General features: G+C 70.0%; 19 protein-coding genes. 10 read left to right on the top strand and 9 right to left on the bottom strand.

Annotation, left to right across the window (positions count from 1 at the left end; genetic code table 11):
- Positions 1-9 precede the first annotated feature (9 nt).
- From ASF94_RS08050 to ASF94_RS08070, 5 genes are all read right to left on the bottom strand, one after another.
- On the bottom strand, positions 10-957 hold the full coding sequence (locus ASF94_RS08050; RefSeq protein WP_082493121.1) for a sensor histidine kinase KdpD: 948 nt from the start codon (positions 955-957) through the stop codon (positions 10-12).
- A gap of 80 nt (positions 958-1,037) precedes the next feature.
- A complete protein-coding gene (locus ASF94_RS08055; RefSeq protein ID WP_082493075.1) occupies positions 1,038-2,138 on the bottom strand; it encodes an ATP-binding protein in 1,101 nt (366 codons plus the stop codon).
- Positions 2,129-2,533 carry an anti-sigma regulatory factor gene (locus ASF94_RS08060; RefSeq protein WP_056664077.1) on the bottom strand — a complete coding sequence of 135 codons (405 nt, stop codon included), beginning with the start codon at positions 2,531-2,533 and terminating at the stop codon, positions 2,129-2,131. The genes ASF94_RS08055 and ASF94_RS08060 overlap by 10 nt, the downstream gene beginning before the upstream one ends.
- Complete coding sequence (locus tag ASF94_RS08065) at positions 2,523-2,897, bottom strand: STAS domain-containing protein (RefSeq protein ID WP_056664080.1); 375 nt, start codon at positions 2,895-2,897, stop codon at positions 2,523-2,525. Before ASF94_RS08065 ends, ASF94_RS08060 begins: the two co-directional genes overlap by 11 nt.
- A gap of 31 nt (positions 2,898-2,928) precedes the next feature.
- A complete protein-coding gene (locus ASF94_RS08070; RefSeq protein ID WP_056664083.1) occupies positions 2,929-3,771 on the bottom strand; it encodes an STAS domain-containing protein in 843 nt (280 codons plus the stop codon).
- Positions 3,772-4,049: 278 nt separating this feature from the next.
- On the opposite strand from ASF94_RS08070, the gene ASF94_RS08075 reads away from it, so the two are divergent.
- Positions 4,050-4,622 carry a hypothetical protein gene (locus tag ASF94_RS08075; RefSeq protein ID WP_082493076.1) on the top strand — a complete coding sequence of 191 codons (573 nt, stop codon included), beginning with the start codon at positions 4,050-4,052 and terminating at the stop codon, positions 4,620-4,622.
- 91 nt (positions 4,623-4,713) lie between these two features.
- Here the strand turns inward: ASF94_RS08075 and ASF94_RS20735 are convergent, their stop codons facing one another.
- From ASF94_RS20735 to ASF94_RS08090, 4 genes are all read right to left on the bottom strand, one after another.
- Positions 4,714-4,872, bottom strand: coding sequence for a DUF3309 family protein (locus ASF94_RS20735; RefSeq protein ID WP_082493077.1), 159 nt, complete (start codon positions 4,870-4,872; stop codon positions 4,714-4,716).
- A 330-nt stretch (positions 4,873-5,202) separates the two neighbouring features.
- Positions 5,203-7,038 (bottom strand): ABC transporter ATP-binding protein, encoded by a 1,836-nt coding sequence (locus ASF94_RS08080; protein WP_200933053.1) that lies wholly within the window; start codon positions 7,036-7,038, stop codon positions 5,203-5,205.
- A gap of 76 nt (positions 7,039-7,114) precedes the next feature.
- Entirely contained in the window at positions 7,115-7,828 is a 714-nt protein-coding gene (locus ASF94_RS08085; protein ID WP_200933040.1) for a hypothetical protein, read from the bottom strand.
- A 72-nt stretch (positions 7,829-7,900) separates the two neighbouring features.
- Positions 7,901-8,371: a CopD family protein gene (locus ASF94_RS08090; protein ID WP_056664091.1), complete on the bottom strand. Its 471-nt coding sequence runs from the start codon at positions 8,369-8,371 to the stop codon at positions 7,901-7,903.
- 156 nt (positions 8,372-8,527) lie between these two features.
- On the opposite strand from ASF94_RS08090, the gene ASF94_RS08095 reads away from it, so the two are divergent.
- The 9 genes from ASF94_RS08095 (at position 8,528) to ligA (ending at position 22,579) form a co-directional block, all read left to right on the top strand.
- Positions 8,528-8,854, top strand: coding sequence for an iron uptake protein (locus tag ASF94_RS08095; RefSeq protein WP_369818647.1), 327 nt, complete (start codon positions 8,528-8,530; stop codon positions 8,852-8,854).
- Positions 8,855-8,905: 51 nt separating this feature from the next.
- Positions 8,906-10,618: a PepSY domain-containing protein gene (locus ASF94_RS08100; protein ID WP_056664092.1), complete on the top strand. Its 1,713-nt coding sequence runs from the start codon at positions 8,906-8,908 to the stop codon at positions 10,616-10,618.
- The gene (locus tag ASF94_RS08105; RefSeq protein WP_235505299.1) at positions 10,611-10,943 is read left to right on the top strand and encodes a DUF3325 domain-containing protein; all 333 of its coding nucleotides are present in this window, start codon (positions 10,611-10,613) and stop codon (positions 10,941-10,943) included. Before ASF94_RS08100 ends, ASF94_RS08105 begins: the two co-directional genes overlap by 8 nt.
- 273 nt (positions 10,944-11,216) lie before the next feature.
- Positions 11,217-14,390, top strand: a complete 3,174-nt coding sequence (locus ASF94_RS08110) for an EAL domain-containing protein (RefSeq protein ID WP_056664100.1) — start codon at positions 11,217-11,219, stop codon at positions 14,388-14,390.
- A gap of 24 nt (positions 14,391-14,414) precedes the next feature.
- Positions 14,415-14,756: a YnfA family protein gene (locus ASF94_RS08115; protein WP_056664102.1), complete on the top strand. Its 342-nt coding sequence runs from the start codon at positions 14,415-14,417 to the stop codon at positions 14,754-14,756.
- A 209-nt stretch (positions 14,757-14,965) separates the two neighbouring features.
- Positions 14,966-18,499 carry a chromosome segregation protein SMC gene (gene smc, locus ASF94_RS08120; protein ID WP_056664105.1) on the top strand — a complete coding sequence of 1,178 codons (3,534 nt, stop codon included), beginning with the start codon at positions 14,966-14,968 and terminating at the stop codon, positions 18,497-18,499.
- 43 nt (positions 18,500-18,542) lie between these two features.
- Positions 18,543-19,652: a hypothetical protein gene (locus tag ASF94_RS08125; protein WP_056664107.1), complete on the top strand. Its 1,110-nt coding sequence runs from the start codon at positions 18,543-18,545 to the stop codon at positions 19,650-19,652.
- A gap of 8 nt (positions 19,653-19,660) precedes the next feature.
- Positions 19,661-20,164, top strand: coding sequence for a hypothetical protein (locus tag ASF94_RS08130; RefSeq protein ID WP_056664110.1), 504 nt, complete (start codon positions 19,661-19,663; stop codon positions 20,162-20,164).
- A 105-nt stretch (positions 20,165-20,269) separates the two neighbouring features.
- Positions 20,270-22,579, top strand: a complete 2,310-nt coding sequence (gene ligA / locus ASF94_RS08135) for an NAD-dependent DNA ligase LigA (RefSeq protein WP_056664113.1) — start codon at positions 20,270-20,272, stop codon at positions 22,577-22,579.
- Positions 22,580-22,831: the final 252 nt, after the last annotated feature.

Below are 22,831 nucleotides of genomic sequence, written 5' to 3' on the forward strand. Positions count from 1 at the left end.
CTGGGGGCGTCACGCCACCGGGGGCTGATCGGGCTGCGGGGTTGACTGGAAGGGGCCGCTTTCGCGCAGCGGAGCACCGGCGCCGCCGTCAGCCGGGGCTGGGGATAGGGATGTCGTGGCCGTGGCCGTGTCCTCGCTCTGCAGGCGCACCGGCACCGTCACGGCGAATTCGGAGCCGGCCCCGACGGTGCTGGCGACCGAGACGGTGCCGCCCAGCAGCGTGGCCAGCTGGCGCGACAGTGCCAGGCCCAGGCCGGAGCCGCGCAGACGCTTCTGGATCGGCGAGCCCACCTGCGAGAAATCGTTGAAGAGCGAGTTCAGGTGCTCCGGCGCGATGCCGATACCGGTGTCCGCCACCGCGAAGCGCACCCGGTCGCCGTCCACCAGCCGCACCGACACCCGCACTTCGCCCTGGGGCGTGAACTTGAGCGCGTTGGAGATGAAGTTGCGCAGGATCTGCGAGAGCTTGCGGTCGTCGGTGTAGAGCCGGGGCAGGCCCACGGGCTCCTCGAACACGAGGTTGAGCTGGCTGTTGTCCAGCACCGGCTTGAACATGCCGCGCAGTGCGGAGAAGAGATCGACCATCTCGAACCACTCGGCCGAGATGTCGAGCCGGCCGGCCTCGATGCGGGCCAGGTCGAGCAGGTCGTCCACCATGTCGGAGAACTCTTCGGCGGTGCTTTGGACGAAGCGCACCTGCACTTCCTGCTCGGGCGTGAGGGGGCCGTCCACCCGGTCCAGCAACAGCCGCGTGATGCTGCGGATGGCACCGATGGGCGTGCGGAACTCGTGGCTCATGTACGAGAGAAAGCGGCTCTTGAGCTCGGTCGCCTCCTTCAGCTCGTTGGCCTGTTCATCCAGCTCGGCGTAGAGCGCCACCACGCCCCGGTTGGTCTCGTCCAGCTCGGCGCGCAAGGCTTCGGTTTCCGCGCGACTTTCCTCCAGCAGGGCACGCAGATGGGCGGCATCTGGGCCGCCGCTGCCGGTCGCACCGCAATGGCTGGTGGCGGGCGGGTAGTCGGTCAGGGGTTGGTCGATCACGACGGTTCCTCTTGTTTCAGTACCACCACGGTGGCGTCGTCACGGCCGCGCAGCTGGGTCCACACCAGCGCTGCGGCTAGCAGAGTGGGGTCGCGCGGCATGAGCGGCGCCAGGGCGGAGGCAGGCCAGCGCGATGCGATGCCGTCGGTGTGCACGAGCATCATGGCATGGGAGGGGAGCTCCTGCATGCTGGGCTGCTCGGTGCGCCGCAGCTGCACGCCGGCCGTGCCGTGCGGTGTCAGCATGCTCTTGTCGTACACGCCCGACATGACGCGGCCCAGGACGTTGCCCGCCCCGGTGAAGTGCAGCGCCTGGCCGCGTGTGGCGCGCAGCAGGAAGAGCGCTGCGCCGCGTGTGCCGTGCAGCGCCCGATGCAGGGTCTGCAAGAGTGCGGGCAAGGGGGCGAACGGGTCTCGTGCGAAGGCGGCCAGGGCGGTGTCGGAGGCGGCCGCCGCGTCGGGCCCGTGCCCCAGGCCGTCGCTCACCAGCAGCGTTGCGCTGTCGTAGTGGGGAAGGCCATCGACCGTGTCTTCCGAACCGCCCGCCTGGAGCGGCTCGACGCCTGGGGCGCCTTCGGCCGGCGCGCTGCCCTGGAGGGCCAGCGCCCAGCCGTCGCCGCAGACCGTCTCGCCCGGCGCAGCGAGGCGCACGGCACCGAGCCGGGCGCCGAGGGCCGGCGGTGCCACCCCCTGCGGGCGAACCCTGGCCAGCACCAGCGTGCCCTGGGGCGACGAATGCACGTCGAAATCGTCGGCCATGCGCCGCAGCGCGCCCAGGCCCGTGCCCGGCGACCCGGAGCCGGTGGAGACGCCATCGGTCAGCGACCGCTGCACGTCTGCCATGCCCGGGCCTTTGTCCAGGGCGATGACTTCCACCTCGCGCCAGGCCGGCTTGAAGGCGATCCACAGCTGGCCCTGCACCGCGTGGCGCACCAGGTTGGTTCCCAGTTCGGTCACCACCAGCGACAGGCGCCCGGCGTCCTCCTCGGACCAGCCCCAGTCGCCGATGGCGTGCGCGCAGTGGCGCCGCGCCTCGCCCACGCAGGTGGCGTCGCTGATCGCGAACGCCCGGTGCGACCAGCCGGTGATCACTTCCACTTGGTGATGCTCACGCAGGTGCCCTGGCCCGGGGCAGAATCGATCATGAAGTCGTTGACCAGCCGCTTGCTGCCCGGAAGCCCCAGGCCCATGCCCGACTTGGAGGTGTAGCCGTCCGTCATGGCCATGGCGATGTCGGCGATGCCGGGCCCTTCATCCTCGAAGTGCAGGCGCAGGCCCTGGCGCATGCCGGCCTCGACCAGCTCCCAGCGCATGCGGCCGCCGCCGCCGTGGATCAGCGTGTTGCGCGACAGTTCGCTGGCGGCGGTCACCATCTTGGTCTGGTCCACCAGCGACAGCTTGAGGGTCTGGCACAGGGTCCGCACGGTCTGCCTGGCCGCGACGATGTGCTGCTCGGACGCGAGCGGCAGCGTCCCGGTGCGCTCACCGGACACCCTGGGCCTCCGCCTCGCTGCGGCGCAGCAGTTCCATGCCGCGCTCCACGTTCAGGGCGGTCTTCACGCCATTGAGCGAGAGGCCGAGTTCCACCAGCGTGATGGCCACGGCCGGCTGCATGCCGACCACCACGGTGGTGGCCGAAAGAATGCGCGCGATGCCCGAAATGCTGGCCAGCATGCGGCCGACGAAGGAATCGACGATCTCGAGCGCCGAGATGTCGATCATCACGCCGCTGGCGCCGGTCTGCGCGATGCGCTCGGCCAGATCGTTCTGCAGCGCCATGGCGGTCTGGTCCTGCATGTCCACCTGAATGGTGACCAGCAGCGTCTTGCCCATGCGAAGAATTGGAACGCGGTCCATGGTGTTGCCTTTGCCTGTTCGGGTGGCGCGGTCAGTCCGCGCGGCGGGTGACGTGCCAGCCCGTGCGTTGCAGCGCCACGCGCAGGGCGTCGGCCAGTGTGGCCTTGGTGCCGATGCCGTCCAGGTCGATGCCCAGGTGCACGATGGTCTGCGCGATCTGGGGACGGATGCCGCTGATGATGCAGTCCGCCCCCATCAGCCGGATGGCCGTGACGGTCTTGAGCAGGTGCTGGGCGACCAGCGTGTCCACCGTTGGCACGCCCGTGATGTCGATGATGGCCAGTTCGGCCTCGGTTTCGACGATGCGCTGCAGCAGGGTTTCCATCACCACCTGGGTGCGGTTGCTGTCCAGGGTGCCGATCATCGGCACGGCCAGCACGCCGTCCCAGAGCTTGACCACGGGGGTGGACAGCTCCAGCAGCTCTTCCTGCTGGCGGACGATGATTTCCTCGCGCACCTGCTGGAAGCTCGTGACCGTGTGCTGGGCCATGCGGTCGACCAGCATCGTGGCCGACCAGATGGCGGCCATCATCGTCTCCGGCTCGGCCATCAGCCGCTTTTGCAGCGCCGAGAACAGCGGGCGCTTGAGGGCCAGCACGAAGAGGCTGGTGGCGCCGGCCGTCTGGCCCTGGGCCGCGCGCGAGCGGGAGAAGTCGCTCAGCACCTGCTGCAGGTCGGCCCACTCGCGGCTGCCGAAATTTTCGGGCTGTGCGCCTGCCTGCAGCGCCTTGCTCAGCGCGGTCAGAATCTGGGAGGCCTCGCTCTGGGCGCTGCGGCCGAGGCCGGTGTCGCTGGCGCGGGCCTCGTCAAGCCACAGTTGCAGGAGCGCGTTGGCGTCCTCTTCGCGCAGGAGGTTCTGGATGTGGGTTGTCATAAAAAAATGGAAAAGGGGTAGGGGCCGGGGCAGCGAGACAGGGACTCGGGCGTCACACCCGATGAGAGGGAGCCGCGCTGCCCGCACAGGCCGAACCATTGTAGGACCCGTAACCAAGCGTTTCCGCCCAAAACGAGCAGCGGACATGGCGGGACAAACCCTTTCTGTTCCCCCTATCGGAAATCGCCATCTCTCCTAAGCTGGCGGCTTCCCGCCGGCCTTGATCGACATCGCCAGCACCCCCCCAGTCACAACCCCATCCAACCAGGCTCCACGCCATGACACCCTTGATCTCCGGTATCGCTTCGGTGGCCTCATTGCTGCTGAATGTCAGCAAGGCTTCGGCCCGCTCGGGGCCGACTGCCGATGAGGCCACGGCTCGACAGGCTCCGGCACCGTCGGCGCGGGTGTCGCTGAGCGCCGAAGCGCAGAAGGCCCTGGGGGCTGCGGGGCAGGGCGTGCGGGTCGACGCGCTGCCGGCCGGTGTATCGCCGGCCGACGCGCAACGTTCGGTTTCCGCTGCGGACTTCCGCGAACTGCTGAGCCAGTTCTGCGCCACGGAGAGCGAGCAGGCGTCGCTGGCCGCGGGCTTCGATGCCAACAAGGACGGGAGCGTCAGTGCGGAGGAATTCATGCAGGGGCTTTCGCGCGCGGCGGCATCGGCAGGCACGGGCGCCGGGGCCGGCGCCACAGGCACCGCCGCGCTCGGTGGGGCGGGCGGCGAGGCTTTCACCCAGTCGCTGTTGCAGCTGCTCGATCGCCAGGGGCAGGCGAACGGCGTCGTGAGCCAGTCCGAGGTGGCCGGGCTCACCACGGCGTTCGCCGGATTGCAGTCACTGCGCAGGTCGTGAGCCGCATCGGCTGCGCCACGCAAAAACGGCGCCCTGGGCGCCGTTTCCGCTAGCGGGCGGCGGGCTGTGCAGCCCCGCCAGAGTCGCATCGTCAGATCCTGCCCATCAGCAGCAGCACCAGCAGGATCACCACCACCAGGCCGATACCGCCGCTGGGACCGTAACCCCACGAACGGCTGTGGCCCCAGGTCGGCAGCACACCAATCAGGATCAGGATGAGGACGATGAGCAGCAGCAGGGAGATCGACATGGTTGGTTCCTTCGTTGTTGTGATTCAGCCCGCTGCGCAGGAAGACGCTGCGGGTCGGCGACATGCCTGGCTGCATTGTTGGAGGGGGTCGCAGGCAAGTTCGCAGGCGGCACGCGTGCGGCCCTGTCAGGCTTTTCCGACACCGTGCGTGGGTTGGCGGGTGCTCCACCCTGCGGGTGGGGGTGTCAATTTGCTATCGGTGTGATAGCTGGTGGCGGCAGCCTGGAGGGGCTGCCGACAGGAAAGCCGGCTGCGGCACGCTGGTGCTGCTGCGGCTGGTTCGGCCGGCAGGGCTGGTACGACGGGCAGGGCTGATACGACAGGTACGGATCAGTCGTCTTCCGTCTCGCCCAGGAACCCGCCGCTCTGGTGGCCCCAGAGCCGCGCGTAGACCCCGCCCCGTGCCAGCAGCTGCGCGTGGGTGCCTTCCTCGATGACGCGGCCGGCATCCAGCACGATCAGCCGGTCCATGGCGGCGATGGTCGAGAGGCGGTGGGCGATGGCGATCACCGTCTTGCCCTGCATCAGACCATCCAGGCTCTGCTGGATCGCCGCCTCCACTTCCGAGTCGAGCGCACTGGTGGCTTCGTCCAGCAGCAGGATCGGCGCGTCCTTCAGCATGACGCGCGCAATCGCCACCCGCTGGCGTTGGCCGCCCGAGAGCTTGACGCCGCGCTCGCCCACCTGCGCGTCGTAGCCGCTGCGGCCCTGCAGGTCGGTCAGCGACTCGATGAAACCCGTGGCCTCGGCGCGGCGGGCCGCGGTGTGCAGCTCGGCTTCGGTCGCGTCGGGCCGGCCGTACAGGATGTTGTCGCGCATGGAGCGGTGCAGCAGGGACGTGTCCTGCGTCACCATGCCGATGTGCTGGCGCAGGCTGTCCTGCGTGACGTGGGCGATGTCCTGTCCGTCGATCAGGATGCGCCCGCCCTGCACGTCGTGGAAGCGCAGCAGCAGGTTGACCAGGGTGGACTTGCCCGCGCCCGAGCGGCCGATGAGGCCGATCTTCTCGCCCGGTCGGATGGTGAGGGTCAGGTCATCGATGACCGGCCGGCTGTCCTGGTAGCCGAAGCGCACCTTGTCGAACCGCACTTCGCCCTGCGTCACCTGGAGCGGGCGGGCGCCGGGCGCGTCCAGCACCGTGCGCGGCTTGGTCAGGGTGTTGATGCCGTCCTGGATGGTGCCCACGCTCTCGAAGAGGGTGGTCATCTCCCACATCACCCAGTGCGCATGGCCCGACACGCGCAACGCCATGGCGGTGACGGCGGCCACCGCCCCGGCGCCCACCTCCCCGCGCGACCAGAGCCAGAGCGCCATGCCGCCCGCGCCCAGCATCATGGCGACGACGAGGGTGTGGTTGACGATCTCGAAGCGGCTCACGAGCCGCATCTGCGCGTAGCCGGTCTGCTTGAACGCGTCCATGGCCGATCGGGCGAATTCCGCTTCCCGCCGGGTGTGCGAGAACAGCTTGACGGTGGCGATGTTGGTGTAGGCGTCGGTGATGCGCCCGGTCATCACCGAGCGCGCGTCCGCCTGCGCCTTACCGACGCGGCCCAGCCGGGGCACGAAGTACCAGCAGGCGATGCCGTAGCAGACGATCCAGATCGCGAAGGGCAGCAGCAGGCGGGGGTCGAAGCCGGCCGCGAGCGCGAGGATGGTGACCAGGTACACGCCCATGCCGATCATCACGTCGGTGGTGGTGAAGATCATGTCGCGCACGGCCAGCGCGGTCTGCATGATCTTGGTGGTGATGCGTCCGGCGAACTCGTCGGCGTAGAACGCCATGCTCTGACCCAGCATCAGCCGGTGGAAGTTCCAGCGCAGGCGCAGCGGGAAGTTGATGGCCAGCGCCTGGTGCTTGACGCTGGTCTGCACCACCACCAGCCCGATGCTGGCGATCAGCATGGCGACGATCAAGCCCAGCAGCGTGCCGCGTTCCTGCCAGAACTGCGCCGGCGCCGTGTCGCTGATCCAGTCGACGAGCCGGCCCAGCACGGCGAACAGCAACGCCTCATACACCGCGATGGCCGCCGACATGCCTGCCATGGCGGCCACGTAGCCCCGCACGCCACGCGTGCCGGCCCAGACGAAGGCCATGAAGTCCTTCGGCGGCACGGTGGGCTCGCCGGCAGGGTAGGGGGGAACGCGGTTTTCGAAGAAGCGGAACAGCACGGTACGGAGACTCCTGGGCAACGGGCGATGTTACGGTGCACGGCCTGGCCGCGCCCGGCTGCCGGCCAAAGCCCTATGCAGCGGACGACGCGGCAGCAGCGGGCGCCTTCGCGGCCTGCGGATAGACCACGGTGATGCGCGGCACGGCCTTCACACCCAGCTGCCGGGCCAGGAAGTCGGCAAGAAAACCGGTCAGGCTCTTCTCGCACAGCGCCACCACGGCCGGGTCGGCCGCCAGCGCCGCGCCCTGGGCCTGCGCCCGGCGCGCGGCTTCTTCCTGCAGGCGGATGACGGCCGCTTTCTCGTCGGTCAGCAGGCCGCCCGAAAGCACGCGGTGGCGCAGCTGGGTCACGGCCGGCGTGGCCACCAGCGCCGGGCGGGCCAGGTGCACTTCCAGGCCGCGGGGCGTGTCCTTCAAGGTGTAGCTCCCTGGGCGCAGGTCATAGCCGAAAGCATATTCGGCGGTGTAGGAGATCGCCACCACGCCGGCCGATGCGAAGCCGAGCAGCGACTTCTCCACGATCTGCGTGGTGCTCTCTTCGCGCACCACCGTGGCCGTCAAGAGCTTCATCTGCTCGGCCAGGCGGGACTGCCCCGCGGTGAGGTAGTTGGTGTAGCGCGTATAGCCCAGCAACTCGTCCTGCGTCGTCTCCACCTGCCGCTGCAGGGCCGACACCTCGCCCATCGCCGCCCGCAGGCGGGACTGCATCCACCAGCCACCCGCCAGCGCGCCCAGCAGGGCCAGTGCCAGCACGGTGACGAGCAGGGAAGCATTGCCCGGTCTCATGACGGGTTCTCTTTTGCTATGAATATAGTAGCTGGATGTGCTTATCCATCAAGCGCTGCGGGCCATTTTGGCTTATAGCGGCAGCACGGCCGCCACCACGGTGGCCACCCCCAGCGCCAGGTTCACCCCGACCCAGGTGCGGATCGACGCCAGCGCCCGGCCTCCCGCTGCCCAGTCGCCCGACGCGGCCGCCACGCGCAGGCGCTTGTAGAGCGCGAAGCGGATGTGCCCGAAGATCGCGATCATCACCAGCCCGAGCGTGGCCATGATCGTCCACGACAGCGGCATGGCGAACGCGCCGCCTGCCTGCACGGTGGCCTTGGCCACGCGGCCGACCATCCAGAGACCCGACGCCAGCATGACGGCGGCCGCCACGGCCACCGCCGCGAAAAAGCGTTTCAGCACCGCCACCATCAAGGGGATGCGCGCGGAGGGGTCCAGCGCCATCGCGGCCGGGCGCATAAAGAAGTGCGCGAAGACCATGCCGCCCACCCAGACGATGGCAGCCAGCAGGTGGGCGAGTTTGAGCAGGGCGTAGAGCATGGGGCGGTTCCTTGGAGTGGTGCGAAGCAGGCCCCGAACGTGCGCGCAGGCGCAGCGGCCGGCGACGGGGCGGGTGCGGGCGACGATACCAGCAGCTTCCGACAGGCTGGGCCAAGCCGGCCGGCCGCCAAGGGTTTCCGGAGCAATGCGGGCATAATGCAAATCAATCCCATTAACGACCACGCCATGGCAGCTGCTGCAGTCCCCCGCCTTCAGATCGTCTCGCGCATTGCCGCGGGGGTGGTGGGCGGCTATGCCTTCACCTGGGGCTTCGTCGCCTTGTCGATCGCGCTGCTGTTCGCCGCGCGGCTCGAGTTCCACGACGCCGAGGCGCTCGGGACGATCACCGGCTTCCTCGTGTTTCTCACCGTCTTTCTTTGGGCATTCGCGGCAGCCAGCGTGGCCCGGGTGTGGGCCGTGCTGGTGGTGGGCGGGGCGTTGATGGCGGGCGCCGCGTCGCTCGTGCAGCGCGCCCTCCTGTGAGCCGCCCCCGGCTGCGTACCACCCTTCGTCCGTGCGATAGGAACCCTTTCGATGTTCAGTAACTTCCGGCTTGCCATGGCCTGGCTGCACACCTGGTTCGGCCTGGTGATGGGCTTCGTGCTGATGGTGGTGTTCTTCTTCGGCGCGCTGTCGGTGTTCGACCGCGAGATCGACCGCTGGGCCATCCCGCAGACCCGCTTCGAGCCTCAGCCCATGCCGTCCTTCGACCGCATGCTGCGGCCGATCTTCCAGTCGATGCAGCCCGATGCGGCCAATGTGGAGCAGGCACGCAGCCGCGTGAATGGGCCGATGGCCAAGGAATTTCCGGTCAAGAGCTGGGGTGCCTACACCACCCACCGCGACCCGGTGCTGGGCATCTTCGCCGGCTTCGAGCTGCCCAACGCCAAGGACCCCGAGGACACCGTCTGGGGCCTGCGCACGGTCGATCCGCGCAACGGCCAGACGCTGCCCGACGACCACCTCAAGATCGGCAGCCAGTTCTTCTATCCGCTGCACTACAGCCTGAACCTGAACTGGATGAACCTGGGCATCTGGATCGTCGGCTTCGCCGCGTTGATCATGCTGGTGGCGCTGGTGAGCGGCGTCGTCATGCACCGCAAGATCTTCCGGGAGCTGTTCACCTTCCGCCCGAAGAAGCACACCCAGCGCAGCGCGCTCGACCTGCACAACCTGACGGGCGTGGTGGCGCTGCCGTTCCACTTCATCTTCGCCTTCTCCGGACTGGTGATCTTCGGCTCCACCTATTACTTCCCCATCACGCACACGCAGCTGCACCCGTTGCACGAGCTGCACGAAAAGCACGAGGCCGAGGAAACCGGCCTGCCGCACGAGCGCGCCGGGGTGGCCGGGCCGCTGGCATCGGTCGATGCCATGGTGGCCGAGGCCCAGCGGCGCTGGGCCGAGTCCGGCAAGGCGGGCGACGTGGGCTTCCTGAACGTGCAGCATGCGGGCGACGCCAACAGCTATGTCAGCGTCTACCGCGCCGGTACCGACCGCATCGCGCTGGTGGGCGACGGCATCCACTTCAAGGCCGCCACCGGCGAGGTGCTGCGCGTGGACCCGCCGCTCACCGCCGTGGCGAGCGTCAACACCTTCCTGACCGGCCTGCACCTGCAGCACTTCCGCCATTGGCTGCTGCGCTGGCTCTATGTGCTGGGCGGCCTCTCGGGCTGCATCTGCATTGCCACGGGCTTCATCTTCTTCGTCGAAAAACGCAAGCGCCAGCACGCCAGGCAGGGCGTCACCGGGGCGCGCTGGGTCGATGGCTTCGCTGTCGCCACCGTCACCGGCATGGTGGTGGCCGCCCTCGCCATGCTGATCGCCAACCGCCTGCTGCCCGACCAGATGCCGCCCGGCTGGGCCGGCAAGGGCGACTGGGAGCGCTACGCCTTCTGGGGGGCGTGGCTGCTGGCTTTTCTGCACGGGCTCTGGCGCACTGCGCCGGTCGCCCAGGCGCGTGTCGCGCCGGCCTGGCGCGAGCAGTGCTGGGCGATCGCCGTGCTGGCCGTGGCGGCGGTGCTGCTCAACTGGCTGACGACCGGCGACCACCTGCTGCGCACCATCGGCGCCGGCTACTGGCCGGTGGCCGGGCTGGATCTGGCGATCCTGTCCAGCGCCCTGATCGCCCTGCTGGCAGCACGCAGGCTCAAGCGCCGCGCGGACGGTGCGCCGCTGGTCGATGCGGCCAAGGACACCGGCCGGTCCAGCCCGAAGGCCCCGCATCCGGAGGCCGCCCGTGCCTGATGCGTTGACCTACACGCTGGCGCTGGCCGCCAGTGGGACGGGGCTGGCCTGGCTGGCCCTGTCGATGGACGTGCACTGGGAACAGGTGCGCGGCGAGGGCGACGCCCTGACGCGCTCCACCGCCGTGCGGCTGCGTTGGCTGGGTGCCGTGGCGCTGGTGGCGTCGCTCGCGCTCTTCATTTCCGTGGACCACCCTTCGATGGCCTCGCTGGTCTGGTTCATGTCGCTGGCCGGCGGCGCGCTGGCCGTGGCCTTCACCCTGACCTGGAACGCGCACTGGCTGCGGCCCCTGCTGGCCTGGGCCGGTCGCCGCAGCACGCTCTGAAGCCGGGCGAGCAGCGAATCGGCGGTTCCGGCCGCTGCCGGGGTTGAACGCGGCGTCCGCCACGCCGTCCATCCAGAGATAGTCGGGCGGGCCGGCGGGCGTTGCGGCTGGGGCCGTGCCGGCGGATTCTTTCCAGCCTGCGGTGGGCACGCCGGCCGGCACGCCCGCCAAATACCGCTATCCTTCCCAGCTTCCTACGTTCAGGATGCGCCGTCTCCTACAAGTGACCCCTGTGGCGGCGGCGTCCGCATTTCCTGGCCCACCCCTCTTCAGATGACGGTCCCCGTCCCCCAGCGCACTCCGCACAGGCCATGGCTGCCGGGCACCCTCGTGGCCGTCGCGGGCCTGTTGGCCAGCCTCGCCCTGTGGCACCAGCAGGTCGCCTCCACCGAGGCCATTGCCGAAGTGCGCATCACCCAGGAGGCCCGGTCCTTCGCCGAGGCGCTGGAACTGCGGCTGGGTGCCCACGTGGAGCTGCTCTACGGGCTGCGCACCCTGTTCACGATGAACCCCGACCTGGGCCGGCGCGACTTCGAGCGGGTGGCGCGCGACATCGACCTGTCGCGCTACCACGCGGGCGTGCGCAACCTCACTTTCGTGCGCTACCTGCCGGCCGAAGAGCGCGGCGCCTTCGAGGCCAAGACGCGGGCGGAAGGGCTTGCCCCGGTATACGCCATCCATCCGCCGGCGGTGCGGCCCACCTACTACGTGGTCGAGTTCCTCTGGCCCATCGACGGCAATGAACAGGTGCTCGGCCTGGACATCGCCTCGCAGCCCCCCAATGCCGAGGCTTTCCTGCGCGCCCGCGACACGGGCGGCGCCGTGGCGTCCGCGCCGTTCAACCTGATCCAGACGAAAGAGCAGCCCATCGGCGTGACGCTGCGGGTGCCGGTGTTCGTCGACGGGCCGCGCCGCGTCGGCGAACGGGGTGCGCCGGGCGACAGTGCGGGCAGCGCCGGCCCGCATCGCTTTCTGGGTGCGCTGGGCGCCACGGTGCAGATGTCTGCCCTGGTCGAGAGCATGCGCCGCGAAGGCTACCTCAGCGGCCTGCGCCTGGGCATCGAGGACATCGGGCTGACCGGCGCGCAGCAGCACAGCGCCCCGGCCGTGCTGCTGGCGCTGGAGGGCGGCGCGACGCCCGCGGCTCCGCACTACCAGCGCGAGGTGCAGGTGGGCGGACGCAGCTGGCGGCTGGCGTTCTACCCCGAACGCGACTTCCTGTCCCATTCCGAGCAACAGCTGCCGCGTCTGCTGGCACTGGGTGGCGTGCTGGTGACACTGCTGCTGACGGCGCTGGTCACCCTGCTGGTGCGCCGGCGGATCCAGGCGCTGGACCAGGCGCAGGCCGCAGCCGATGAGCGCCACGACAGCGAGGAGCGGTTTCGCACCGTCTTCAGCCAGGCCGCGGTGGGCGTGTCGCAGACCCGGTCCGGCACGGGCGAGCTCGTGCGGGTGAACCAGAAGCTCAGCGACATCGTGGGCTACACGGTCGAGGAGCTGCAGACCATGCGCTTCCAGGACATCACCCATCCCGACGATCTGGAGGCCGACCTGGCCCTGACGCGCCGCATGAGGGCCGGGGAGCTGCAGGAATTCCGTCTGGAAAAGCGTTACGTGCGCAAGGACGGGGGCATCGCCTGGGTGGACGTGACCGTCGCGGTGATGCGCTCCTCGGGAGGCGAGGGCACCTTGCACACCGCAGTCATCCAGGACATCACCGAGCGCAAGGAGATGGAGCAGGCGCTGCGCAACAACGAGCAGCGGCTGCGCGACATCCTCAACCGCATGCCGGTGGGCGTCTGCCTGGTGCAGCCCGATGGACGGATCAGCTTTCGCAACCAGCACCACCAGCAGATCTGCGGCTACGACGCCACGGAGACCCCTGATGTGGAGAGCTGGTGGCTCAAGCTGTTTCCCGATCCGGCGCGCCGGGCCGATGCGCGCGCCCGCTGGCGCTCGGCCCAGGCCGACGCGGCCAGGAACGAAGGCGCCATCCGGGCCGGCGAATACCTCATCACCGGCAAGGACGGCCAGCTGCGCACGGTGGAGACCTCCGGCGTCGTGCTCGACGGCGGCCACCTGGTCACCATGGTCGACCTGAGCCAGCGCAAGGCCGACGAGGAAGAGATCCGCTACCTGGCCTACTACGACCCGCTGACCAGCCTGCCCAACCGCCGCCTGCTGGTGGACCGGCTGCAGCAGGCGCTGGCGGTGAGCGCCCGGCGCCACCGCTGCGGCGCGCTGCTGATGGTGGACCTGGACAACTTCAAGACGCTGAACGAAACACGCGGCCACGACAAGGGCGACCTGCTGCTGCGCGAGGTGGCGCTGCGCCTGCGGGGCTGCGTCAAGGGCGAGGACACCGTGGCCCGCCACGGCGGCGACGAATTCGTGGTGGTGCTGGAGGACCTGGACGAGAACCCGCAGGAGGCCGCCTCCCGCGCGGAAGAGGTCGGCCAACGCATCCTGTCGGCCCTGCGCCAGCCGTTCCTGCTCGACGGCGAGCCGCACCACAGCACGCTCAGCATGGGCGTGACGGTCTTCGAAGGCGAGCGCGAATCGGCCGACGAGCTGATCAAGCGGGGCGACCTGGCCATGTACCAGGCCAAGGCGGCGGGGCGCAACACGCTGCAGTTCTACGACCCGCAGATGCAGGCGCTGGTGGCGGCCCGCGCGGCGCTGGAGTCCGACATGCGCACGGGCCTGCAGCAGGGCCAGTTCGAGCTGTTCTACCAGCCGCAGGTGGTGCATGGCCGCATCACCGGGGCCGAGGCGCTGCTGCGCTGGCGGCATCCGCAGCGCGGCTTCGTCTCGCCGGCCGAGTTCATTCCGCTCGCCGAAGACAGCGGGCTCATCCTGCCGCTGGGCGGATGGGTGCTGCGCGCCGCGTGCGAGCGCCTGACCCAGTGGGCGCAGCGCCCGGGTCTGGCGCACCTCGGCCTGTCGGTGAACGTGAGTGCGCGCGAATTCCACCAGAGCGGCTTCGTCGCCCAGGTGCTGGCGGCCCTGGCCAGCACCGGCGCCGACGGCCGGCGCCTGAAGCTGGAGCTGACCGAAAGCCTGCTGCTGCAGGACGTTCAGGACACCATCGACAAGATGGCCCAGCTGCGGGCCTACGGCGTGGGCTTCTCGCTGGACGATTTCGGCACCGGGTATTCGTCGCTGGCCTACCTCAAGCGCCTGCCGCTCGACGAGCTAAAGATCGACCAGAGCTTCGTGCGCGACGTGCTGACCGACCCCAACGACGCGGCCATCGCGCGCACCATCGTCGCCCTGGGCACCAGCCTCGGGCTGCGGGTGATCGCCGAGGGCGTGGAGACGCCGGAGCAGCGCGCCTTTCTGGAGCGCGTGCACTGCCATTCCTGGCAGGGCTATCTGCTGAGCGCCCCGCTGGTGGGCTCGGCATTCGAGGATCTGGTGCTGTCGCGCGGCCAGACGCCGCTGTGACCGCCCCGCCGCGCCCGAGCCGCCATGTCCTTGCTGTCTGAACTGCGCACCCTGGGGCTTTTCATCGCCACCGCGCTGGCCGAGATCGTGGGCTGCTACCTGCCATGGCTCTGGCTGCGCCAGGGCCGCAGCGCCTGGCTGCTGGTGCCGGCCGCGCTCAGCCTGGCGCTCTTCGCCTGGCTGCTGACCCTGCATCCGGCGGCGGCCGGGCGGGTGTATGCGGCCTACGGCGGCGTCTACGTGGCCGTGGCGCTGGCTTGGCTCTGGGCGGTGGATGGCGTGCGGCCCAGCCCGTGGGACTGGCTGGGCGTGGCCGTCACGCTGGCCGGCATGGCGATCATCGCCTTCGCGCCCCGGTCCGGCTGAGGGCGCGCGGGCAGGGCGCCCCGCCCGCCCGCCGTCTGACTATTGTTTTCATAGCTGCCCGCGCTTGGTGGACAAGCGCTGCAGGCCATTCCGGGCCTGGCAGGGGAATGCAGGGCAGGTCGCGGCGCCACGGTATCATCGGCAGCTTGTCCCCGGCGCGCTGCCGCTGCACGCCCGCCAGGGCCGTACCTTCGCCGTCTCCACTACCCGTGCGTCTCAATTCCATCAAACTCGCCGGCTTCAAGTCGTTCGCCGAGCCCACCAACTTCATGCTGCCCGGGCAGCTGGTGGGCGTGGTGGGCCCGAACGGCTGCGGCAAGTCCAACATCATGGATGCGGTGCGCTGGGTGCTGGGCGAGAGCAAGGCCAGCGAGCTGCGCGGCGAGTCCATGCAGGACGTGATCTTCAGCGGCACCACCAGCCGCAAGCAGGCCAGCCGCGCCAGCGTGGAGCTGGTGTTCGACAACGCCGACCACCGGGCGGGCGGCCAGTGGAGCCAGTATGGCGAGATCGCCGTCAAGCGGGTGCTCACGCGCGACGGCAACAGCAGCTACTACATCAACAACCAGGCCGTGCGCCGCCGCGACGTGCAGGACGTGTTCCTGGGCACGGGCCTCGGGCCACGCGCCTACGCCATCATCGGCCAGGGCACCATCAGCCGCATCATCGAGTCGCGCCCCGAAGAGCTGCGGCTCTTCCTGGAAGAGGCCGCGGGCGTGTCCAAATACAAGGAACGCCGCCGCGAGACCGAGAACCGCCTATCGGGCACGGCCGAGAACCTGACGCGGGTGGAAGACATCCTGCGCGAGCTGAACGCCAACCTCGAACGGCTGGAAAAGCAGGCCGAGGTGGCCGCCAGGTACAACGCGCTGCAGGCGGATGTGACGCTCAAGCAGCACCAGCTGTGGTTCCTGAAGCGCGCCGACGCCGAGGCCGAGCAGAACCGCGTGCGCACCGAGGGGCTGCAGGCCGTGAACGACCTCGAATCGCGCATGGCCGACCTGCGCGCCGTCGAAGCCGACCTGGAGACCATCCGCCAGGCGCACTACGCGGCGGGCGACCTGGTCAACCAGGCGCAGGGCCGTCTCTACGAAGCCACGGCCGAGGTCGGCAAGCTCGAAGCCGAGATCCGCTACGTGGTCGAAGGCCGCCAGCGGGTGGAAACGCGCCTTGCCCAGTTGGCCGAGCAGATCGCGCAGTGGTCGTCGCGCAAGGACGACGCCGAGGCCGAGATGGAGAACCTGGCCGCGGGCGGCGTGGATGCCGAGGAGCGTGCAGAGCTGCTGGCCGCCCAGGTCGAAGAGCAGGCCCAGCTGATGCCCGACCTGGAGGACGCCCTGCGCCGCGCCCAGCAGGCCGCCACCAGCCAGCGCGCGGCCGTGGTGCAGGTGCAGCAGCAGATCGGCGTGCTGGCCGCCGAGCAGCGCAGCATCGACGAGCAGAGCCGGCAGCTGGACGTGCGCGAGGAACGCCTGCTCACCGACCGCAACGCCCTGGCCGCGCCGGATGAAAACCGCCTGGAACAGCTGCGCGAGGAACTGGAAGCCGCGCAGGAATCCGCAGAAATGGCCGAAGCGCGCCATGCCGAGCTGCAGGACGCCGTGCCCCAGCTGGACGAAGACCGCCGCACGCGGCAGCAGGCCGTGAACACCGAAAGCGCGCGGCAGGCCGACCTGTCCGCCCGGCTGGAGGCGCTGAAGGCGCTGCAGGAGAAGGTCAAGACGGACGGCAAACTGCAGCCCTGGCTCGCCCGCCACGGGCTGGACGGCCTGCAGGGCCTCTGGAGCCGCATCCACATCGAGCCCGGCTGGGAGAACGCGCTCGAAGCCGCGCTGCGCGAGCGCCTGGGCGCCCTCGAAGTCGGCCGGCTGGAGATGGTGCGTGGTTTTCTCGGTTCCGGCGGTACCGATGCGCCGCCCGCTCGGCTGGCCTTCTACAGCCCCGCAGGCACGCAGGCGGCTCCCGCCGGCCCCGGCCTGCCAGCGCCGTTGTCGGCCCTGCTGCGCGTGAGCGACGGCGGCCTGCGCGCCGTGCTGGTCGACTGGCTGCAGGGCTGCAGCACCGCGCCATCGCTGGAAGACGCCCTGGCCCGGCGCGCACAGGCGCAGCTGCAGCCGGGCGAGGTCGTCTACGTGCCCAGCGGCCATGCCGTCAGCGCGCATGGCGTCACCTTCTACGCGCCCGATTCCGAGCAGTCCGGGCTGCTGGCCCGGGCGCAGGAGATCGAACACCTCGAAAAGGAAGTGCGCGCCCAGCAGCTCATTGCCGAAGAATCCCGTACGGCGCTGGTGCGTGCGGAATCGGCCTATGCCGATGCCTCGCAGCGTCTGGTCGCCGCGCGCCGCGAAGCGGCCGACACGCAGACCCGCGCCCACACGCTGCAGGTCGAGACCCTGCGCATCACGCAGCTGGCCGAGCAGACCCGGGCGCGCAGCCAGCAGATCGGCGCCGATCTGGCGGAAGTGCAGGCGCAGCTGGCCGACCTGCAGGAGCGCCGCGTCACGGCCGAGGCCCGCTTCGAGGAACTCGACCTGCTGCTGGCCGACAGCCAGGAGCGCGACGCCCAGCTGGGCGACCGCGTGATCGACGCCGAGCGCAAGCTGGCCGAATGCCGCGAGCAACAGCGCACGCTGGAGCGGCAAGCGCAGGAAGCCACGTTCTCGCAGCGCAGCCTGGAAGCACGCCGCGCCGAGCTGGCCCGCACCATCGACACCGCCCGCCAGCAGGCCACGGCCCTGGCCGACGAAGACCAGCGGGCCCGCGAGGAGATGGGCCGGCTGTCTGCCGCCGCGGCGCAAGGTGGCCTGCAGCAGGCCCTGGACTTGAAGCTGGAGCGCGAGAAGGCGTTGGGTGCCCAGCGCAGCGAGTACGACGACCTGACCGCCCGCCTGCGCGCCAGCGACGAGCGCCGCTTGCAGCTGGAGCGCGCGCTCGACCCGCTGCGCCAGCGCATCACCGACTTCCAGCTCAAGGAGCAGGCAGCGCGCCTGGGCCTGGAGCAATACACCACGCTGCTGGCCGACGCGCAGGCCGATCTGGCGGCCGTGGCCCAGTCCATCGCCGAGGGCAATGTGCGCGCCACCGGGCTGCAGGGCGAGATCGACCGGCTGCACCGCGAGATCGCCGCCCTGGGCGCGGTCAACCTGGCCGCGCTGGACGAATTGAACCTGGCGCGCGAGCGCAAGACCTTCCTCGACGCGCAGATGGCCGACCTGACCGAGGCCATGCAGACGCTGGAGGACGCGATCCGCAAGATCGACGGCGAGACGCGCCAGCTGCTCTCGGGCACCTTCGACACGGTGAATAGCCATTTCGGCCGCATGTTCCCCGAGCTGTTCGGCGGCGGGCAGGCGCGGCTCATCATCACCGGCGACGAGATCCTCGATTCGGGCGTGCAGGTGATGGCGCAGCCGCCCGGCAAGAAGAACCAGACCATCCACCTGCTGTCGGGGGGCGAGAAGGCGTTGACGGCCATCGCCCTGGTGTTCGCCATCTTCCAGCTGAATCCGGCTCCTTTCTGCCTGCTGGACGAGGTCGACGCGCCGCTGGACGACGCCAACACCGAACGCTATGCCAAGCTGGTGTCCAGCATGGCCCGCGGCACGCAGTTCCTCTTCATCAGCCACAACAAGATCGCCATGGAGATGGCCGAGCAGCTCATCGGCGTGACCATGCAGGAGCAGGGCGTATCGCGCATCGTGGCGGTGGACATGGAATCCGCGCTGTCCATGGCCGACGCCTGACCCTCCCTTCCCTGTACCCTTTTTCGAAGACCGTCCTTCCACCATGAGCACTTTCCAACTCGGTCTCATCATCGCCGGCGGCGTCGTGCTGGCGGTCATCGTCGCCTACAACGCCTGGGTCACGCAGCGCAACGCGCCCAAGCGGCCCCGGCCGGAAGAGGAGAGCGCGGGGGCCGAGCCCGCGCTGCGCCAGGAGCCGGCCTTCGACGGGCTGGGCGGCGTGGTCCCCGGCGGCGGCGGCGCCCCGGCGGGCACCGAGCCTTCGCTCGACAGCCATGCGGTCGATCTGCAGGACGCTCTCGCCATGCCCGTGCCGCCGGCCGAACGCCGGGGCGGGCTCGACCCGCTGATCGACGCCATCGCACCCATGGTGGCCGAGCAGGTCGTCTCGGGCGACGCGGCGCTGGCCGCGCTGCCGCCCACCCGCCGCGCCGGCAGCAAGCCGTTCGCCATCGAAGGCTTCAACGAGGCCGCGCAGCAATGGGAAACGCCGGTGGCCGGCCAGCGCTACACGCACTTCCAGGCCGGCGTGCAGCTGGCCAACCGGCTGGGCGCGCTCAACGAGATCGAGTTCTCGGAATTCGTGGTCAAGGCCCAGGGCTTCGCGGATGCGATCAACGCGGCGCCGGACTTTCCCGACATGCTGCACGAGGTGGCCCGCGCCCGCGAGCTCGACCAGTTCGCCAGCGACCACGATGCGCAGCTGACCTTCGCCCTGCGGGCCCGCCAGGCAGCCTGGAGCCCCGGTTACGTGCAGCAGAACGCGCTGCGCCAGGGCTTCACCCCCGGCGCCATTCCGGGCCGGCTGGTGCTGCCCGCGACCACCGGGCCCGGCCTGCCGCCGGCGCTCACGCTGGCCTATGACACCCAGGCCGCGCTGTCGGACGACCCGGAGCAATCGGCCATCCGCGAGATCGCCCTCAGCCTGGACGTGGCGCAGGTGCACCGCGCCGAGCAGCCGTTCCAGCGGCTGCGCGACGTGGCTGCGGCGCTGGGGCAGGCCATGGATGGCGTGCTCTGCGACCAGAACGGCACGCCGCTGCCGGCGATGACGATGGACCCCATCGCCGCGGACCTGGAGCTGCTCTACGACAAGCTGGACGGTCGCGAGCTGTCCGCCGGCTCGGTGCTGGCGCGGCGCCTCTTCAGCTGATCGCCCCTATGGCCTGGTACGACGTGGTTCTGCCGCCATTGGTGGAGCAGCCGGGGGGCCTTTACCGGCCCGGGCAGCGGCGGCTGAACGTGGCCAAGGCGGCGGTGCTGGCCTTGGCGGGCGTGGGCGTCATCGCCTTCGGCGAGCTCTACGGAATGGGCTGCGTCTACCTGGCGCTGGCCGGCTGGCTGGCCTGGCGCGAAGGGTCGGACTGGCGCCGTTTCGGCGCGGCCGGCCGGCCGCTGGTGCGCATCGATGACGCCACCGCGTTCTTCGCGCTCCCCTCGCGCCTGGTGCACCAGTCCGTCGAGGTGCCCCTGCGGGAGGTCAGGGCGTTGAAGGTGCTGGGCGATGCGTTGCGTCGCAAGCTCGTGTTCGAGCGCCGGCATGGCGAGCCGGTGCGCTTCGACATCAGCTGGGGCCGGCACGATGCGCGGGTGATCGATTTCCTGCAGCGGAATCTGCCGGCGCGCATTCCGGTCACCATCCAGACCCTGCCGGTCGAGCGCTAGGCCAACGCTCGGCGGAGCACAGCCGGCCCGCACATCCGCCCGGATTCGTTTTCCATGCGGCGCTCCCCCCGTCGGGTTGCGACGCACTTTCAGGAGTGCCAGTCCATGGCCCAGAACCAAGACCTTTTTTCCGCTCCAGCGCCCGAGGAATCGAGGCAGTCTGCTATCAAAAAGATAGATGAGCTGCGCCAGCGGCTCACCACCTGGGCACACCAGTACTACGTGCTGGATGAGCCCACCGTGCCCGACGCCGAATACGACCGCGCGTTCCAGGCCCTCCAGGCGCTGGAGGCGGCGCATCCCGATCTCGTCACGCCGGACTCGCCCACGCAGCGGGTGATCGGCGCCGTGATGGAGGGCCTCACGCCGGTGCGCCACCACGTGCCCATGCTCAGCATCCGCACCGAGACCGACACCGAGGCGAGCGGCGCCGCCACCTTCGACGCCCGCGTGCGCCGCGAGCTAAAGCTGCCCGCCGATGCGCCACCGGTCGAATACGTGGCCGAACCCAAGTTCGACGGCCTGGCGATGAGCCTGCGCTTTGAGAACGGCCGGCTGGTGCAGGCCGCCACGCGCGGCGACGGCGAGGTGGGCGAAGATGTCACCCACAACATCCGCACCATCCGGCAGATTCCGAAGACGCTGCCGGCCGACGCGGCCACGCCCGTGCCGCCGGTGCTGGAAGTGCGCGGCGAGGTCTACATGCGCCGGGCCGACTTCGACCAGCTCAACGAACGCCAGCGCGAGGCGGGCGGCAAGACCTTTGTCAACCCGCGCAACGCGGCGGCGGGGGCTGTGCGGCAGCTCGATTCGGGCATCACGCTGCAGCGGCCGCTGTCGTTCTTCGCCTATGGGCTGGGCGACATCACGCCGGCCGGCGAGGGCGGGCCGGACTTCGCTACGCACTACGACATGCTGCAGACCTTGAAATCATGGCGTTTTCCGGTCGCAGCGCAGGTCCGGACGGCACATGGCGCTACGGAATTGGTAGCGTTCCACGAGGAGATGGGCGCCGGCCGCGACCAGCTGCCCTACGACATAGACGGCGTGGTCTACAAGGTCAACAGCCTGGCGCTGCAGCGGCAGCTGGGCTTCGTCACCCGCGAGCCGCGCTGGGCCGTGGCGCACAAGTACCCGGCGCAGGAAATGGTCACCCGGGTGGAAGGCATCGACGTCCAGGTCGGCCGCACCGGCAAGCTCACGCCGGTGGCGCGGCTGGCGCCGGTCTTCGTGGGCGGCGTCACCGTCACCAACGCCACGCTGCACAACCTGTTCGAGATCCGCAAGAAGGGCGTGCGCGTGGGCGACCAGGTCATCGTGCGCCGGGCGGGCGACGTGATTCCGGAGGTCGTCGGCACCGTGCCCGCCGCGCTGGCGCCCGTGGCTGGTGCGCTGCAGGGGTCGGATGCGCTGGCCGATGCCGCATCGAACGAGGACGGCACGGCGCCCGATGCGGCACGTGCTGCGCCGCGGAGCTTCCTCGCCGCCGGGCCGCCCCCAGGCGAGGACGGCCCCCTTGGAGGGCGGCGAACCACACGCAGTGGGGAGCGTGGGGGCAGGCCTGTTTATGTTCCCAACTTCCGCATGCCGCGCCAGTGCCCGATTTGCGGCAGCGCCGTGGTGCGCGAAAAGGGCGAGGCCAACCACCGCTGCACGGGCGGGCTGTTCTGCCCCGCGCAACGCAAGGAAGCCATCCTGCATTTCGCCGCCCGCCGCGCCATGGACATCGAGGGCCTAGGCGACAAGCTGGTCGACCAACTGGTCGAGGGCAACGTCATCCGCACCTTGCCCGACCTGTACCGCCTGGGCCTCACGGCGCTGGCGGCACTGGACCGCATGGCCGAGAAATCGGCGCAGAACGTGATCGCCGCGCTGGAGAAGTCCAAGCAGACCACGCTGCCGCGCTTCCTGTTCGGGCTGGGCATCCGCCATGTGGGGGAGGCCACGGCCAAGGACCTGGCGCGGCATTTCGGCAGCCTGGACGCCATCATGGGCGCGAGCGTGGAGCAGTTGCTGGAAGTGAACGACGTCGGCCCCATCGTGGCCGAGGCGATCCACACCTTTTTCGCGCAGCCGCACAACCGCGAAGTGGTCGAGCAGCTCCGGGCCTGCGGCGTGACCTGGGAGGAGGGCGCCCCCGCCGAGCGCGCCACCCTGCCGCTGGCGGGCCTCACGGTGGTCATCACCGGCACGCTGCCCACCTTGAGCCGCGACGAGGCCAAGGACCTGCTGGAGGGCGCAGGCGCGAAGGTAGCCGGCTCGGTCAGCAAGAAGACGCACTATGTGGTGGCGGGCGCCGAGGCCGGCAGCAAGCTGACCAAGGCGCAGGAGCTGGGCGTGCCGGTGCTGGACGAGGACGGGCTGCAGGCATTGCTGAAGCACGGCCCGAGCGGCCCGAGCAGCGCGAGCGGCTGACGCGAGGCCGGCGATGCCATCGCCCCGCGTGGGCCGCTGCTGACAGGCGTTGCCGGCCTTGTCCGCCGCGGCCGGGCGGGCGGCCATGGGCGGCAGTCCGTACGATCGGGCACCGGCCGATACGGAGCGCCAGGCCGGCCCCACTCGCTTCACTCCTGACTTGCCTCTGTCCATGCGTTCATTCGACCGCTCCATGCCGTGGCGCCTTCTTTGCCGAACGACCGCCGCCGCCCACGGAGATTTTTTGTCCGG

Origin of the sequence: Acidovorax sp. Leaf160 (assembly GCF_001424265.1) — a bacterium.
GTDB lineage: Bacteria > Pseudomonadota > Gammaproteobacteria > Burkholderiales > Burkholderiaceae_C > Paracidovorax.

Bases quoted from the DNA above. Each gene is read 5' to 3' on its own strand.
- ASF94_RS08130 (WP_056664110.1), top strand. From the start codon at position 19,661: ATGGCCTGGTACGACGTGGTTCTGCCGCCATTGGTGGAGCAGCCGGGG.
- ASF94_RS08125 (WP_056664107.1), top strand. From the start codon at position 18,543: ATGAGCACTTTCCAACTCGGTCTCATCATCGCCGGCGGCGTCGTGCTG.
- ASF94_RS08075 (WP_082493076.1), top strand. From the start codon at position 4,050: ATGACACCCTTGATCTCCGGTATCGCTTCGGTGGCCTCATTGCTGCTG.
- ASF94_RS08065 (WP_056664080.1), bottom strand. From the start codon at position 2,897: ATGGACCGCGTTCCAATTCTTCGCATGGGCAAGACGCTGCTGGTCACC.
- ASF94_RS08085 (WP_200933040.1), bottom strand. From the start codon at position 7,828: ATGAGACCGGGCAATGCTTCCCTGCTCGTCACCGTGCTGGCACTGGCC.
- ASF94_RS08070 (WP_056664083.1), bottom strand. From the start codon at position 3,771: ATGACAACCCACATCCAGAACCTCCTGCGCGAAGAGGACGCCAACGCG.
- ASF94_RS08110 (WP_056664100.1), top strand. From the start codon at position 11,217: ATGACGGTCCCCGTCCCCCAGCGCACTCCGCACAGGCCATGGCTGCCG.
- ligA (WP_056664113.1), top strand. From the start codon at position 20,270: ATGGCCCAGAACCAAGACCTTTTTTCCGCTCCAGCGCCCGAGGAATCG.
- ASF94_RS08090 (WP_056664091.1), bottom strand. From the start codon at position 8,371: ATGCTCTACGCCCTGCTCAAACTCGCCCACCTGCTGGCTGCCATCGTC.
- ASF94_RS08095 (WP_369818647.1), top strand. From the start codon at position 8,528: ATGCAAATCAATCCCATTAACGACCACGCCATGGCAGCTGCTGCAGTC.
- ASF94_RS08115 (WP_056664102.1), top strand. From the start codon at position 14,415: ATGTCCTTGCTGTCTGAACTGCGCACCCTGGGGCTTTTCATCGCCACC.
- ASF94_RS08100 (WP_056664092.1), top strand. From the start codon at position 8,906: ATGTTCAGTAACTTCCGGCTTGCCATGGCCTGGCTGCACACCTGGTTC.
- ASF94_RS20735 (WP_082493077.1), bottom strand. From the start codon at position 4,872: ATGTCGATCTCCCTGCTGCTGCTCATCGTCCTCATCCTGATCCTGATT.